15 protein-coding genes are annotated in these 13,457 nt (G+C 66.6%); 4 read left to right on the top strand and 11 right to left on the bottom strand.

Going from position 1 to position 13,457, the window contains the following annotated elements:
• Positions 1-49: 49 nt before the first annotated feature.
• Complete coding sequence (clpX, locus tag VLI63_RS02760; protein ID WP_354575002.1) at positions 50-1,327, bottom strand: ATP-dependent Clp protease ATP-binding subunit ClpX; 1,278 nt, start codon at positions 1,325-1,327, stop codon at positions 50-52.
• A 233-nt stretch (positions 1,328-1,560) separates the two neighbouring features.
• Between clpX and VLI63_RS02765 the strand changes: the two genes are divergently transcribed.
• From VLI63_RS02765 to VLI63_RS02775, 3 genes are all read left to right on the top strand, one after another.
• Positions 1,561-2,181, top strand: coding sequence for a hypothetical protein (locus tag VLI63_RS02765; RefSeq protein WP_409155397.1), 621 nt, complete (start codon positions 1,561-1,563; stop codon positions 2,179-2,181).
• 106 nt (positions 2,182-2,287) lie between these two features.
• A complete protein-coding gene (locus VLI63_RS02770; protein WP_409155398.1) occupies positions 2,288-3,013 on the top strand; it encodes a YcnI family protein in 726 nt (241 codons plus the stop codon).
• Between the two features lie 3 nt (positions 3,014-3,016).
• Entirely contained in the window at positions 3,017-3,646 is a 630-nt protein-coding gene (locus tag VLI63_RS02775; RefSeq protein ID WP_409155399.1) for a copper resistance protein CopC, read from the top strand.
• Positions 3,647-3,713: 67 nt separating this feature from the next.
• On the opposite strand, the gene VLI63_RS02780 is transcribed toward VLI63_RS02775, so the two are convergent.
• The 8 genes from VLI63_RS02780 to VLI63_RS02815 form a co-directional block, all read right to left on the bottom strand.
• On the bottom strand, positions 3,714-4,379 hold the full coding sequence (locus tag VLI63_RS02780) for an ATP-dependent Clp protease proteolytic subunit (protein ID WP_354574998.1): 666 nt from the start codon (positions 4,377-4,379) through the stop codon (positions 3,714-3,716).
• A 16-nt stretch (positions 4,380-4,395) separates the two neighbouring features.
• Complete coding sequence (locus VLI63_RS02785) at positions 4,396-4,995, bottom strand: ATP-dependent Clp protease proteolytic subunit (protein WP_354574997.1); 600 nt, start codon at positions 4,993-4,995, stop codon at positions 4,396-4,398.
• 346 nt (positions 4,996-5,341) lie between these two features.
• Complete coding sequence (locus tag VLI63_RS02790) at positions 5,342-6,199, bottom strand: MurR/RpiR family transcriptional regulator (RefSeq protein ID WP_409155400.1); 858 nt, start codon at positions 6,197-6,199, stop codon at positions 5,342-5,344.
• Positions 6,183-6,995, bottom strand: a complete 813-nt coding sequence (gene phnE, locus VLI63_RS02795) for a phosphonate ABC transporter, permease protein PhnE (RefSeq protein WP_409155401.1) — start codon at positions 6,993-6,995, stop codon at positions 6,183-6,185. The genes VLI63_RS02790 and phnE (VLI63_RS02795) overlap by 17 nt, the downstream gene beginning before the upstream one ends.
• Positions 6,992-7,735 (bottom strand): phosphonate ABC transporter, permease protein PhnE, encoded by a 744-nt coding sequence (gene phnE, locus VLI63_RS02800; RefSeq protein ID WP_409155402.1) that lies wholly within the window; start codon positions 7,733-7,735, stop codon positions 6,992-6,994. The genes phnE (VLI63_RS02795) and phnE (VLI63_RS02800) overlap by 4 nt, the downstream gene beginning before the upstream one ends.
• A gap of 47 nt (positions 7,736-7,782) precedes the next feature.
• Positions 7,783-8,565, bottom strand: coding sequence for a phosphonate ABC transporter ATP-binding protein (gene phnC, locus VLI63_RS02805; RefSeq protein ID WP_409155403.1), 783 nt, complete (start codon positions 8,563-8,565; stop codon positions 7,783-7,785).
• A 2-nt stretch (positions 8,566-8,567) separates the two neighbouring features.
• On the bottom strand, positions 8,568-9,554 hold the full coding sequence (locus VLI63_RS02810; RefSeq protein ID WP_409155404.1) for a phosphate/phosphite/phosphonate ABC transporter substrate-binding protein: 987 nt from the start codon (positions 9,552-9,554) through the stop codon (positions 8,568-8,570).
• Positions 9,551-10,324: an HAD family hydrolase gene (locus tag VLI63_RS02815; RefSeq protein ID WP_409155405.1), complete on the bottom strand. Its 774-nt coding sequence runs from the start codon at positions 10,322-10,324 to the stop codon at positions 9,551-9,553. Before VLI63_RS02815 ends, VLI63_RS02810 begins: the two co-directional genes overlap by 4 nt.
• 98 nt (positions 10,325-10,422) lie before the next feature.
• Between VLI63_RS02815 and VLI63_RS02820 the strand changes: the two genes are divergently transcribed.
• Positions 10,423-11,100 carry an amino acid deaminase gene (locus VLI63_RS02820; RefSeq protein WP_409155406.1) on the top strand — a complete coding sequence of 226 codons (678 nt, stop codon included), beginning with the start codon at positions 10,423-10,425 and terminating at the stop codon, positions 11,098-11,100.
• Here the strand turns inward: VLI63_RS02820 and VLI63_RS02825 are convergent.
• Entirely contained in the window at positions 11,034-11,948 is a 915-nt protein-coding gene (locus tag VLI63_RS02825) for a hypothetical protein (protein WP_409155407.1), read from the bottom strand. The two genes, VLI63_RS02820 and VLI63_RS02825, sit on opposite strands and share 67 nt — an antisense overlap.
• A 63-nt stretch (positions 11,949-12,011) precedes the next feature.
• Positions 12,012-13,424: a trigger factor gene (gene tig / locus VLI63_RS02830; RefSeq protein ID WP_409155408.1), complete on the bottom strand. Its 1,413-nt coding sequence runs from the start codon at positions 13,422-13,424 to the stop codon at positions 12,012-12,014.
• Positions 13,425-13,457: the final 33 nt, after the last annotated feature.

Raw genomic sequence — 13,457 nt, forward strand, 5'->3', positions numbered from 1 at the left:
GGCGGGTCGGTGGCGGGTGTGCGAGACCCGGCGAGCGACCGCGATCGGATCAGGCCGACTTCTCCTGGCGTGGTGCCTTGTGGTTCACGATCGTCGGCAGCGCGTTCTCGAGCACCGCCGCCTTCGTCACGATCACGCGGGCGATGTCGTCGTTCGACGGCACGTCGAACATGATCGGCCCGAGCACCTCTTCCATGATCGAGCGCAGTCCGCGCGCACCGGTCTGGCGCAGCACGGCGAGGTCGGCGATGGCCTCGAGCGCATCCTGTTCGAAATCGAGGATCACGCCATCGAGGTCGAACATGCGCTGGTACTGGCGCACCAGGGCGTTCTTCGGCTTGGTGAGGATCTCCATCAGCGCGACCTGGTCGAGCGGCGTCACTGTCGCGACGACGGGGAGGCGGCCGATGAATTCGGGGATGAGTCCGAACTTGTGCAGGTCTTCCGGCAGCACCTCGCCGAACAGGTTCACATCGTCGCCCTTGCTGTGCAGCGGAGCGCCGAAGCCGATGCCCTTCTTGCCCGCGCGCTGGGAGATGATCTCCTCGAGCCCGGCGAATGCGCCGGCAACGATGAAGAGCACGTTGGTGGTGTCGACCTGGATGAACTCCTGGTGCGGATGCTTGCGGCCACCCTGTGGCGGAACGGAGGCGACCGTGCCCTCGAGGATCTTGAGCAGGGCCTGCTGCACGCCCTCGCCCGAGACATCCCGCGTAATGGACGGGTTCTCGGCCTTGCGGGCGATCTTGTCGATCTCGTCGATGTAGATGATGCCGGTCTCTGCGCGCTTCACGTCGTAGTCCGCGGCCTGGATCAGCTTGAGGAGGATGTTCTCCACGTCTTCGCCGACGTAGCCGGCCTCGGTCAGCGCCGTCGCATCCGCCACGGCGAAGGGCACATTGAGGCGCTTCGCGAGGGTCTGGGCCAGGTACGTCTTGCCGCAACCGGTCGGGCCGATGAGCAGGATGTTCGACTTGGCGATCTCCACATCGTCGATCACCGCATCCGCCGAGGTGATCGTGTTGCGGGAGCGGATGCGCTTGTAGTGGTTGTAGACGGCGACCGAGAGCGCCTTCTTCGCGGCCTCTTGCCCGATCACGTATTCCTCGAGGAAGTTGAAGATCTCGCGGGGCTTCGGAAGCTCGAACTCGCTGGAAGACTCTTCGCCGGCTTCGGCCAGGCGCTCCTCGATGATCTCGTTGCACAGCTCGACGCACTCGTCGCAGATGTACACGCCAGGACCGGCGATCAGTTGTTGAACCTGCTTCTGGCTCTTGCCACAGAAGGAACACTTGAGCAGATCGGCACTCTCACCTATTCGAGCCATGCTCGGCCTCCTCCTGGTCTCGGCCTGTGCTGTGCCCCGCTGTCTGGGACCGCAGCCCTGCAATCAGCGGGTTGTCTGACACGACCGTGGGTCAGATACAGAGCCTAACGCGAGTAGACGACACTGTTCGCACCATGACGCAATTCGGCGTCGGCGAGCCGCCTCGTTCGTGGGGGTGTCGCCCCCGATCTAGACTTGTCGGGAGCCGAACGGCAGACGGACCGGGAGCAGGAATGACCACCAGATGGGCGCGATTCGCCCGAGGGTGGATCGCTGCGATCGTGTCGCTCTGTGTCGCCGCGTGCTCCCACGCCCTCGCCGGAGGAACGCTGCCGGCCACCGCCGGCCTCGCGCTGTGCCTCGCCTTCTCCGGCGCCGTCTGCGTGCTGCTCGCCGGGAAGACCCTGTCGTTGCTGCGCCTCTCGATCGCCGTCGGCCTGAGCCAACTGCTCTTCCACGGGCTCTTCAGCCTGCTGGCGGACGCTCCGCTCGGTGGGGCGGCCCCGGCCGGAGCGGGCATGCAGCACGGCGACACGATGGTGCTGCAACTCGGCTCCGCGACATCCGCGAGCCCCTCGATGAGTGCGGATGCCGACGTGGCGATGTGGATCGGTCACGCGATCGGCGCGATCGTCACCATCGCGGCCCTGAGTTCCGGCGAGCGGGCCTTCTGGGCGCTGGCGCGGCTCGCCCGACTCTGCATCTCACGAATTGTGGATGCCGTGCTGCCGGTGGAGACGCCGACCGGCATTCGATCACGCGGGGCGGCACGGGATGTCGTGGCGACTCCCCGCGCGCTCGTCTTCTCGATCCACCGGCACCGTGGACCACCGGCAGTCACAGCCACTCTCTGAATTTCGGCCGGGCACAGTCCGCGCGGCCACCATTTTCGACGCCCGTTCCGAACTTCCCGTGAGCGATGCTCCGGCGGATGCGGGTGTCACAAACCCAAGGAATGACATGAACAAGAGAACCCTGATCACCGCGACCGTCGCCGTCGGCGCCGGAGCGCTTCTCGCCCTCGCCGCGCCGCTGGCCGCCAGCGCACACGTGGAAGTGACACCCAACACGGCCGCCGCGGGAACCTATTCGGAGATCTCGTTCCGCGTGCCGACGGAATCCGCGACCGCGACGACGACGAAGGTCGAGGTCGATATCCCGGCCGCGACACCCTTCCCGAGTGTGAGTTACGTGGCCGTGCCCGGCTGGGACACCGAGCTGGTGACCGAGACTCTTCCGAAGCCGGTGAAGGTGGACAAGACGACGATCACCAAGGCGGTCACCAGGGTCATCTGGACCGCGCAGCCCGGTTCGGAGATCAAGGAGAACGAGATCCGTCAGTTCACGCTGTCGGTCGGGGCCGTGCCCGACACCGGCAAGATCGTGCTCAACGCGCTGCAGACCTACAGCGACGGCTCGGTCGTCGAGTGGACCGGCACCGGTGAGAGCGCCGACCACCCCTCCCCCGTGCTCTACGTGAATGACAAGCCCGTCGAAGAGCACGATGCGGATGCCGTCTCCGCTCCCCCGGCAGCGCACGATTCGGACACCACGGCCGCGGCATCGTCGTCGTCATCGTCGTCGGGCGACACTCTCGCGCGCGTCCTCGGCATCGGTGGCCTCGTCGTCGGGGCGGTGGGCGTGGTGCTCTCCGTCGTCACCCTGCGACGCAAGGGTACGGTCTAAGCCATGGCACGTCGCTCCCGGCTCCCCCTGGTGATGCTCGTCGCGCTCGCGGCGATGCTGGGAGCGGCGGTGCCCGTCGTCGGCGCGGTCGCCCCGGCCCAGGCACACAACTACCTGGTGTCATCCACTCCGAAGGCAGGCGAGACGCTCACCGCGCTGCCGAAGGATTTCATGATCACGACCAACGACATCCTGCTGAACATCGACGGCAACGGCGCGGGCTTCGGCCTGCAGGTGACCGACAGCGCCGGAAAGTACTACGGCGACGGGTGCGTGAACGTCGAGGGGCCGGAGATGTCTACAGCAGCATCCCTCGGTGCAGCCGGCACCTACACCGTGACCTGGCAGGCCGTCTCTACCGATGGCCACACCGTGTCGGACAGCTATGAGTTCACGTGGCAGCCGCCCGCCGGCTTCACGCCCTCCACCGGCTCGACGACGGTGCCGGACTGCAACGGCACCGCCTCGGTGAACACCAAGCCCGCTGCGGGATCCGGCACCACCGGAGCAGCCACGGTCGACACCGGCACGTTGAGTACCGTGCTGTGGATCGGTGGCGCGTTCCTCGCGGTGGCCGCAGCGGTGATCGTCACCCTCGTGGCCACGGGTCGAAAGAAGAAGCCCAGCGCCTAGCTTCACATGCGGCATACAACGAAGGGCCCGGATTTCTCCGGGCCCTTCGTGTCGTGCGGGGCGATGCCTACTTGGTGATCGCCGGGATGTTCTTGCGCGAGGTCAGCACCTGGTCGACGAGGCCGTAGGCCAGCGCCTCTTCGCCGCTCAGGATGTTGTCGCGGTCGATGTCCTTGTTGACCTGCTCCATCGTGCGGTTCGAGTGACGTGACAGCGTCTCCTCGAGCCAGGAACGCATGCGAAGGATCTCGCGGGCCTGGATCTCGATGTCCGAAGCCTGGCCACGACCGGAGTCGCCCGTGGACGGCTGGTGGATCAGGATGCGGGCGTTCGGCAGCGCGAGACGCTTGCCCGGGGTTCCGGCCGCGAGGATGACCGCGGCGGCAGACGCCGCCTGGCCGAGCACCACGGTCTGGATCTGCGGTCGCACGTACTGCATCGTGTCGTAGATGGCCGTCATCGCGGTGAACGAGCCACCGGGTGAGTTGATGTACATCACGATGTCGCGGTCGGGGTCCTGGCTCTCGAGAACGAGGAGCTGGGCCATCACGTCATCCGCCGAGGCGTCGTCGATCTGCACGCCGAGGAAGATGATGCGGTCCTCGAACAGCTTCGCGTAGGGGTCCTGGCGCTTGTACCCGTAGGCCGTGCGCTCCTCGAAGGTCGGGAGGATGTAGCGGGCCTCGGCCGTCGGGCCAGCGAGCCCGGTCGGCATGTTGTTGTTGAATTCCATGTCTCTGTGCCTGTCTCTACTTCTTGGTAACGGACTCGTCGGTGCCGCCGCCGCCGATGACCTCGGAGGCGAACTCCCGCAGGTGGTCGACGAAGCCGTACTCCAGGGCCTGCTGGGCGGTGAACCAGTTGTCCCGGTCGCCGTCGATGATGATCTGCTCCGGGGTCTTGCCCGTCTGCTCCGCGGTGAGCTCCGCCATCCGCTTCTTCATGTCGAGGATGAGGTTGGCCTGCGTCTGGATGTCGGCCGAAGTGCCACCGAACCCACCGGACGGCTGGTGCAACAGCACTCGCGCGTTCGGGGTGATGTACCGCTTGCCCTTGGTGCCAGAGGAGAGCAGGAACTGCCCCATCGAGGCCGCCATGCCGATTCCGACAGTGACGATGTCGTTGGGCACGAACTTCATCGTGTCGTAGATCGCCATGCCTGCGGTGATCGATCCACCGGGCGAGTTGATGTAGAGGAAGATGTCACGCTTCGGGTCTTCTGCCGCCAGCAGCAGGATCTTCGCGCAGATCTCGTTGGCGTTGTCGTCACGCACCTCTGAGCCAAGCCAGATGATGCGGTCCTTGAGGAGTTGGTCGAAGATGCTCGAGACCAATGCCGGTTGGGCCATTGTTGCGCTCCATTTCAGTTTGTCGCTGGTGACGAATCTATCGGAGGCTCGGGGACGAAACTGCCGTGTTCGCCGTGGGCAGAGCGCGCGGCGGCACCACGGTGAGCCGCGGCGGGACAGCCGCGAGATGAGGAGTCGCGTTTCATGCTCGACCGCGGTCGGCCGGGCGACCTCGGACTCGTGCTCACCGCTCGCATCACGTTGCGGCGATCACCCACTCCGCCCCTCCCAGAACGCGCAGGACATCCGCCACGAAAACAGCCGAATGGTGAGGCGAGGCGCCGTTTCGTGGCGAAGGTCCTGCGCTTGCGGGGTTGTGGGCGGACACCGCCAGTCGCTCGGTCGGTCAGTCGCTCAGGTTGTCGCTGAGGATGGTGAGCACCGTCGAGCGCGCGGCGCGGGCACGATCGCCGAGCCTGGCCGCGATCACCTCCACGAGGGATTCGAGCAGGATGACGTGCGGCACGCGCGAGGTGTGCTCGAGCTCATGGCGGAACGACCCGCTGGCCGGGGCGACCACGAGTGCGACATCCGCCAGCGACCCGAGCGGCGAGGTGGCGAAGGAGGTGATGACGACGAGCTTCGCGCCGGTGAGCTTCACCGCGCGGGCGGCCTTGAGGCTCGATTCGTTGGCGCCACTGCCGCTGAGGATGATCGCGGCATCCGCCGGGGAGAGCTGGCGGGCGGCGATCTGCTGGCCGATGGGGTCGGCGACGAATTCCGTTGGACGCCCGATCGCGGTGAGCCGCATCGACAGGTCGGAGGCGAGCGGCGACGAGAGCCCGTTGGCGAGGGCGAGCAGTCGTGTCGCCGACAGCAGCGTGACAACAGAGGCCTCGACATCCGCTTCGCTCAGCACGCTCGCGATCTGGGGAAGGGATGCAGCGAGAGCAGCAATCTCCGCCCGGATCCTGCCGAGGGCCGACTCTCCGAAGTCCTCCGGCTGGCCCGACTGCGCGAGCTCCCGGGTGAGGGCGACCCGCAGTTGCGGGAAGCCGCGATAGCCGAGTGCCTGGCAGGTGCGGATCACGGTGGAGCGGGCGACTCCCGTGCGATCGGCGAGATCCTGCGCGGTCATCTCCACCACGCCGCCGAGGTCGCCGATGATGTGGTCGACAACCCGGCGTTCGCTGGGGTGCAACGAGTTGAGCACCGTCGCGATGCGCGTGGTCACCGCGGCGTCGTCGTTACCGGTCCAGCTCACGAACGGTGGCTCCCTCGGTGATCCTGCGGCGGATGGCGCCGGACACGGCGTCGATGCTCATCGTAACGACCACCACCACGATGAGCAGCACCCCGACCACCGGCCAGAGGCGGTACTGCGTGTAGCTGGTGAGCATGTCACCGATGCCGCCGACCCCGATGAGTCCGAGAACCGCGGATGCCCGCACATTGATCTCGAAACGGTAGAGCCAGAAGGAGATGAATTCGGGGGTCACACTCGGCCAGACGCCCCAGCGGATGACGTCGATACCCGAACCGCCCGCCGCTCGAACCGCCTCGATGGGACCGGGATCCACTCCCTCGATCGATTCGTAGCCCCACTTGCCGAGGGTGCCGATGCTGTTCACGGTCAGGGCCAGCGCACCGGTGAGCGGCGTGAGACCGGTCACGGAGAGGATCACGATCGCGATGATGATCTCCGGCACCGCTCTGATCATTCCGAAAAGCACCCGAAGCCCCCAGCGCACGGGGGTCGGTGAGAATCCGCGGGCGGAGAGGAAGCTGAGGGGCAAGGCGACGACCAGGCCGAGCACGGTGCCGACCCAGGCCATCTCCACCGACCGCCAGGTCTGCAGCAGGGCCTCCGGAAGCTTCGTCCAGTCCGGTGCCGAGAACATCAGCCAGAGGTAGCGCAGGATCTCGGCGGGGAGACTGCCGAGCCTGCCCCAGTTGATGTTGATCGACCAGAAGGCGGCGACGACCACCAGGGTGACGACGATTCCGATCGCCAGTCGGCCCCGACGCGATGGCCGGGGTGGCAGGGTGAAGGCGCTCATACCAGTCGCCTCCGGATCGCGTCGCTCGTGGTGTCGATCACGATCACGACGATGAGGATCTCCAGGATGATGAGGGACAGCTGGTCGTAGCGGTAGAACGTGCGCACCGCGTCGATCAGCAGCCCGAGCCCGCCCGCGCCGACGAGCCCCAGCACGGTGGAGGCCCGCACGTTGAGTTCGAGCACATAGAGGGTCTGGTTCACGAAGGCGGGCAGGGCATCCGCCGTGGCGATCGCGCGGTTGATCTGAAACTGGGTGCCGCCCGCCGCGCGCCCGGCCTCGAGCGGGCCGGCGTCATTCGCCTCGATGTTCTCCGAGACCATCTTCACGATGATGCCGATGTTGAAGAGCAGCAGGGCGATGATGCCGGGCAGTGCCCCGACCCCGACCATCGCCACGAGCACTGAGGCGTAGAGCAGGTCGGGGATCGACCGCACGACGTTGAGCAGGGTGCGCACGAGGCCGCGGGTCCAGCGATTCGGATTGGTGAGGCGCGCCGCCCAGAGGCTGAGCGGAAATGAGACGAGGGATGCCACGAAGGTGGCGATCACCGCCATCTCCAGAGTCTCGAACAGAGGCGGGAGCGTGCGCGGGAAGAAGGACCAGTCGGGCTGAAGCAGCGCGACGATCTTGGAGGCCCCGTTCTGCCAGTTGCGCACGATCGCGTCGAGGCTGAACGAGATACCGACCTGGGGGCTGAGCGTGATAGCCGTGATCAGCAGGATGACGGCGAGAGCCACCCACGGCTTCCAACGACCTCGCGGACGTGGTGGAAGATCGAGCGCACTCATGCGCCGAGCACGTCCCTGTTCTCGATCGAACGACCGTAGATCTTCTCGAACACCGCGTCCGAGGCATCCGCGACGGCACCGTCGTAGACGACCTCGCCGGCCCGCAGCCCGATGAGCCGGGTGCCATACTGGCGGGCCAGGTCCACGAGGTGCAGGTTGGTGATCACGGTGATGCCCAGCTCCTGGTTGATGCGGCGCAGGTCGCCCATCACCCCGTGAGCCGTCGGTGGATCGAGGCTCGCCACCGGTTCGTCGGCGAGCACGAGCCGCGGCTGCTGCGAGAGCGCCCGGGCGATCGCGACGCGCTGCTGCTGGCCGCCGGAGAGTGTGGAGGCCCGGTCCCAGACCTTGGCGAGGATGCCGACCCGATCAAGAGCCTCATACGCGATCTGCTTGTCCTCCGGCCGGTACGCGCCGAGGAAGGTGCGCCAACTCGGGGTGTGGGCGAGGCGCCCGACGAGCACGTTGTTGAGCACACTCGCCCGCTTCGCGAGGTTGAAGCCCTGGAAGATCATGCCGATGTCGCCGCGTAGCGCCCGCAGCTCCCGACCGCGCAGGGCCTCGAGGTGATGCCCTCCCACCTCGAGAGTGCCCGAAGTGACCGGCACGAGCCCGTTGATGGTGCGGATGAGGCTGCTCTTGCCCGAGCCGGAGAGCCCGACGACCGACACCATCTCCCCCGCTTCGATGTCGAGGGAGATGCCGTCGAGCGCCACGACGCCGTTCGGGTACCGCACCGTGACATCCCGCGCGTGGATGGAGAACGGCACGGTACCCATGGTTACTGCAGTCCGAGCTTCTTGGCGGCGTCCGCGACCACGGTGAGGGTCTTGGGGTTCGCCGGGGCGAGCTTGGTGATGGAGTAGATGGAGGTGAGCACCTTCGATCCGTCCGGGGTGTTCGAGTAGTCAGCGAGCGCCTTCGTGATCTTGTCCTGCAGCCGGGGTGAGAGGTCCTTGGTGAGCGCGACGCCGTCGTTCGGGATCTCGTCGGTGAGCGCGAACACCACCACCTTCTTTCCCACGTCCGGCTTGTCGCTCTTCACGATGTCACGAGCATCCCAGAAGCTGAAACCGACCTCGGCGTCACCGTTGTAGACGGCGAGAACAGAGGCATCGTTAGCCGTGACGGGGATCTGCTGGATGTCGGTGTCGGTGTTGAGCCCGGCATTCTTCAGCGCGAGGATCGGGTAGATGTAGCCGGCCGGAGACCCGGGGCCGAGCACGGCGACCTTGGCTCCCTTGACCTTCTTGATGGAGGAGAGCCCCGCCGGTCCCTTGAGGGCGTCGGCGCCGTTGCAGAACAGTTTGCCGTCGCGCTCGACCGGGGTGTCGGTGCAGTACTTGTCCGGGTTGTTGGTCATGAACTGGGCAGGGTAGGTGATGTTGCCGTTGCGCTCGGTCTGCAGCACGACGGATGCTCCGTACCGGTCGCTCGCCTGCCACAGCTGCAGCGAGGGCAGGAACCCGATCTGCGCCTGGCCGGCGCCCATCGCCTCGACCGCCGCCTGGTAGTCCTTGGACACGACACCGGTCACCGGCATCTTCAGTGCCTTCGTGAGCATGTCGGTCAGCGGCTTCGCGGTGTCGACCAGGCCGGCCTGGTCCTGCGACGGAACCAGCGCGAGGGTGAGGGAGGTCGGATCCTTGGCCGCGCTGGTGTTGGTGGTGGAGCCGGCCGGAGCCGAGCATCCCGAGAGGGTGACCGCGGTGACTGCGACTGCAGCCAGTGCGACCGACGAGCGGAGGAGTGCCGTTCTGGAGATCACTTTTCTACCTTCGTTTCGAGAGTGGAGGATGCGGTGGAGGTGGTGCGGTGTGGCGATTCGAGCCAGGCGGAGAGCAGGGGGTAGAGCTCCTCGAGCGAAGCGGCGCGCAGCGTCGGCGTCGCCCGGGCATCCCGTCTCGGCCCGACGAGGGCCGTCGTCGCTCCGCGGCGGTGGGCGGGATCGAGGTCGTTGGTCCAGACGTCGCCGATGCTCACGAGGGCGGATGCGGCATCCTCGACCGTCGAATCGGCAAGCAGCCCGTCGATGATCGAATCGAGCCCGGCCGGCTTGCCGACGGTCGTATGCACCTCGTCGAAAGCCTCGGCGAGTCCGAGCGAATCGAGTGCCTCGGCGATGCGGGTCTCTGGCGCATTCGTCGCGAGCACCAGTCGGGCTTTCGTGCGAGCCGCCGCGAGGAAACCGGCCAGACCGACGGGGGCGAGAATGGGTGCGGCAGCGCTCGCAAGCTCCGCACGGCTGCTTGCGTAGGCGGCAGAATGCGCGGCATCGGTCAACGCGAAGGGAGCGGCAAGAAGTCGCACGAGGTCGTAGCCGTCGAGGGGGTCGAGACCTTCCGGAAGGTGGCCGGAGAGGCCGGCCTCGATGGCGGCGAGGAACGTGTCGCGCTCTGCCGCCTCGAGTCCGGCCGCGACGAAGCGTGCGTAGGAGCGCACGGGTCCGTCCCCGAGCGACACTGTGCCGTCGAAGTCGAACACCATGACCTTTCCGTGCTGCGCCACGTTGATCTCCCCATTCCAGCGACCCCTCATGGACGCAATGTCCACAGTAGAACTACAACAGCGACGAAATGACCTCACAGAGGTTAACAGCGCGTAAAACCTGGGTGACCCCTCCCTACGATGGAGTGGTGACCCGCGAGACGATCGATGACCAGATTCGGGCGGATGCCGCGAACTCAGCCTTCGACGACTGGGGGCTGTCGACAGTCATCGACGAGAACATCGCGGCGCCGGTGATCGTGCGGGACGAGTTCGAGCGACTGCACGAGCTCGCCGCGCTCGAGGCCGAGTGGCCGATCGGCAACGCCGGCCTGCTCCACGTTTACGGCTACCTTCTCTCGACGGTACAGACGCCCTATGGACTCAAGCGTGAGAGATGGCTGGATGGCGCGCTCGCTGGCGCGCTCGGCCTCCCGCGGGACGCCTTCCTCCCGACCGGCACCGTCACCGTCACCGGCACCGGCACCGGCACCGGCACCGGCACGCTGCTCTCCCGCGTCACGGCCGCCGCGCTCCCCCGCGTCGTCGAGCCACCGAGCGACGCACTGCTGGTGCTCGATCAACAGTCCATCGATGGTGGCATCGCGGTGCGCACCGTCGTGGTCGGCCACCCCATCGGCGCCGCGCTGCTCTACGGCGTGCGCGAAGCGGGACGGATGCGCGCGATCACGGCGTTTCCACTGGCGATGGCATCCGAATCCTTCTGCCGGTCGCTCGAGGAGAAGGCCCCGCGGCTGCGTTACAACGCTGCGACGTCGGCGCTCGCGCCGCGGTCAGAACTCGCGGCGAGTCTCCGCACCCAGTAGCCGAGGAATGCGGCGCCCGCCTCATCGTGGATCGCGTCGCCCTCCACGATGACGCGGTAGGGGCGCTCGAGGATTCCGTCCGCCGGGCGCACGTCGACGTGAGCCACGTCGTATCCCGCCCCATGGAGGTGGTCGGCCATCAGGTAATCGCTGCGGGAGTCCCCGACCGACCGCCACAGCGTGGGGAGCGGTCCGAGGCCGGCGAAGTAGTCGAGGGCACGTTCGGCCCCCCGGTCCTTGTCGAGCAGCACCGATTCGATGTCGGTGGAGATGATGGTGGACTCCAGCCGGAAGGGCACTCGGCCCGCGGCATCCGGAGCCGATCGCGAACCGAGCTTCACACCGACGCCTGCCGCGGCGACAAGGGCGAAGCTCGCGTCGTTGAACCACGCCTGGGCATGCAGGTAGGTCTCTGGCGAGACGTCGGTGCGCTGCTCGACAGAGATCATCGCCCTCTTCGTCTCGTCGAAGAACATCGTGTCGGAGAACCCGTCGGCCACCAGTGAACGCACCCCGTCGACGATCGAGGCCGGCGGCGCGACGCTCTCGTCGACGGTGACGTCGCCCATACCGGCACTCGTGATGGGCGCCCAGGAGCCGCCCTTTTCGAACACACCGAACATGCGCGCCCCCGGTGCGGCCAGAGCGGTGGCGAGCCCGACCCGCATCAGCGGGGCGATCACCTCGTCGCGGATGAAGGTGTCGGATCGACCCGTGATGAAGGCGATCGGCACCCCCGCGGCGGCCAGAGCCACGAGGTCGTCGAGAATGCTGGGAATGCGGATGCTGCGGCTCACCGGGCTCGCGAGAGGCCCGTCCACGTCGAAGAGCAGGCCGAGATCGAGCATGGTCTTACCTCCGGTTCGACGGCGATGCGATCGCCGTCGAACGCGGGGGATTAATCGGCACGACTACTTGTGGTCGTGACCGTAGTGCTCGTTGTTGGCCGAACGGCCGTGGCTGTCCTTCGCGCCACCGTGGCTGTGGCCCTCGTGCTCGTCTGAGCCGGCGCTCGCCTCGACGAAGTCCTCGTCGTCGCCGGATCCGGTGACGGGAGCGGTGAACTCGGTCATATCGACGTCGTCCCCGTTGGAGTCGACGACCTTCGCCTTCGACAGCACGATGGCCAGGGCCTTGCCGCGGGCGACCTCACCGATCATTCCGGGGATCTGGCCGTTGGAGTCGAGCACCTTGATGAACTCGCCCGGCTCCATGTTGTACTGGGCCGCTCCCTGGATGAGGTATTGGGTGAGCTCGTCCTGGCTCACCTTGACCTCTTCGGCCTCGGCGATCGTGTCGAGCAGGATCTGGCTGCGGAAGGTCTTCTCGCTCGACTCGGTGACCTCGGCGCGATGCACCTCGTCCTCGAGACGGTTCTCGTTCTCAAGGTGACGGTGCACCTCGTCGAGCACGAGCTGCGGGGGAACGGGGATCTCGACGGACTCGAGCAGCTTGTCGACGACCTGGTCGCGCGCCTGGGTGCCCTGGCCGAAGACCTTCGAGCGGCTCACCTGCACCTTGATGTCGTCCTTGAGCTCGCCGATGGTGTCGAACTGGCTGGCGATCTGGGCGAAGTCGTCGTCCGCTGTGGGAAGCTCGCGCTCCTTCACGGCGAGGAGCTTCACGGTGATCTCCGCGGACTCGCCCTCGTTGTCACCGCCGAGCAGCTTGGACTCGAAGACGGTGGTCTCGCCGGCGCTGAGACCGTCGAGGGCCTCGTCGATGCCGTCGATCAGGTCGCCGGATCCGACCTCGTACGAGATCGCGTTGGCCGTGTCGACCTCATTGCCGCCGATGGTGGCGACGAGGTCGATCTGCGCGAAGTCTCCGGTGGTCGCGGGGCGGTCGACGGTGATGAGGGTGCCGAAGCGCGAGAGCAGGTTCTGCAGCTCGGTCTCGACCTCCTCGTCCGTGACCTCGATCGCGTCGACGGTGAGGGTGATCCCGTCCAGGTTCGGAACGGTGAACTCCGGGCGCACGTCGACTTCGACGGTCACCTCGAGGTCGCCGGAGAAGTCCTTCGTGCTCGGCAGGCCGGTGACATCCGCTTCGGGGCGACCGAGCGGACGGATCTTCTGCTCCTCGATGGCCTGGCGGTAGAACTTGTCGAGACCATCGCTCACGGCGTGGTTGAGCACCTCGTCGCGGCCGACGCGCTGGTCGATGATGGGCGGCGGAACCTTGCCCTTGCGGAAGCCGGGGATGTTGACCGACTCGGCGATGTGGCTGTACGCGTGATCAATGCTGGGCTTGAGCTCATCGGGAGTGACTGAAATGCTCAGCTTCACTCGTGTCGGGCTCAGCTTCTCGACCGTGGTCTTCACGTTGGTTCTCCTGCTTGCTCTTTTGTGCGTGAT

This window comes from Lacisediminihabitans sp. H27-G8, from assembly GCF_046156175.1.
In the GTDB taxonomy this organism is placed as follows: Bacteria; Actinomycetota; Actinomycetes; order Actinomycetales; family Microbacteriaceae; genus Lacisediminihabitans.

What these genes read in the sequence shown, in the direction of transcription:
- VLI63_RS02825 (WP_409155407.1), bottom strand. Translation starts at nt 11,948, where the DNA reads ATGCTCGATCTCGGCCTGCTCTTCGACGTGGACGGGCCTCTCGCGAGC.
- VLI63_RS02780 (WP_354574998.1), bottom strand. Translation starts at nt 4,379, where the DNA reads ATGGAATTCAACAACAACATGCCGACCGGGCTCGCTGGCCCGACGGCC.
- VLI63_RS02785 (WP_354574997.1), bottom strand. Translation starts at nt 4,995, where the DNA reads ATGGCCCAACCGGCATTGGTCTCGAGCATCTTCGACCAACTCCTCAAG.
- VLI63_RS02775 (WP_409155399.1), top strand. Translation starts at nt 3,017, where the DNA reads ATGGCACGTCGCTCCCGGCTCCCCCTGGTGATGCTCGTCGCGCTCGCG.
- VLI63_RS02770 (WP_409155398.1), top strand. Translation starts at nt 2,288, where the DNA reads ATGAACAAGAGAACCCTGATCACCGCGACCGTCGCCGTCGGCGCCGGA.
- clpX (WP_354575002.1), bottom strand. Translation starts at nt 1,327, where the DNA reads ATGGCTCGAATAGGTGAGAGTGCCGATCTGCTCAAGTGTTCCTTCTGT.
- phnE (WP_409155401.1), bottom strand. Translation starts at nt 6,995, where the DNA reads ATGAGCGCCTTCACCCTGCCACCCCGGCCATCGCGTCGGGGCCGACTG.
- phnC (WP_409155403.1), bottom strand. Translation starts at nt 8,565, where the DNA reads ATGGGTACCGTGCCGTTCTCCATCCACGCGCGGGATGTCACGGTGCGG.
- VLI63_RS02765 (WP_409155397.1), top strand. Translation starts at nt 1,561, where the DNA reads ATGACCACCAGATGGGCGCGATTCGCCCGAGGGTGGATCGCTGCGATC.
- VLI63_RS02815 (WP_409155405.1), bottom strand. Translation starts at nt 10,324, where the DNA reads ATGAGGGGTCGCTGGAATGGGGAGATCAACGTGGCGCAGCACGGAAAG.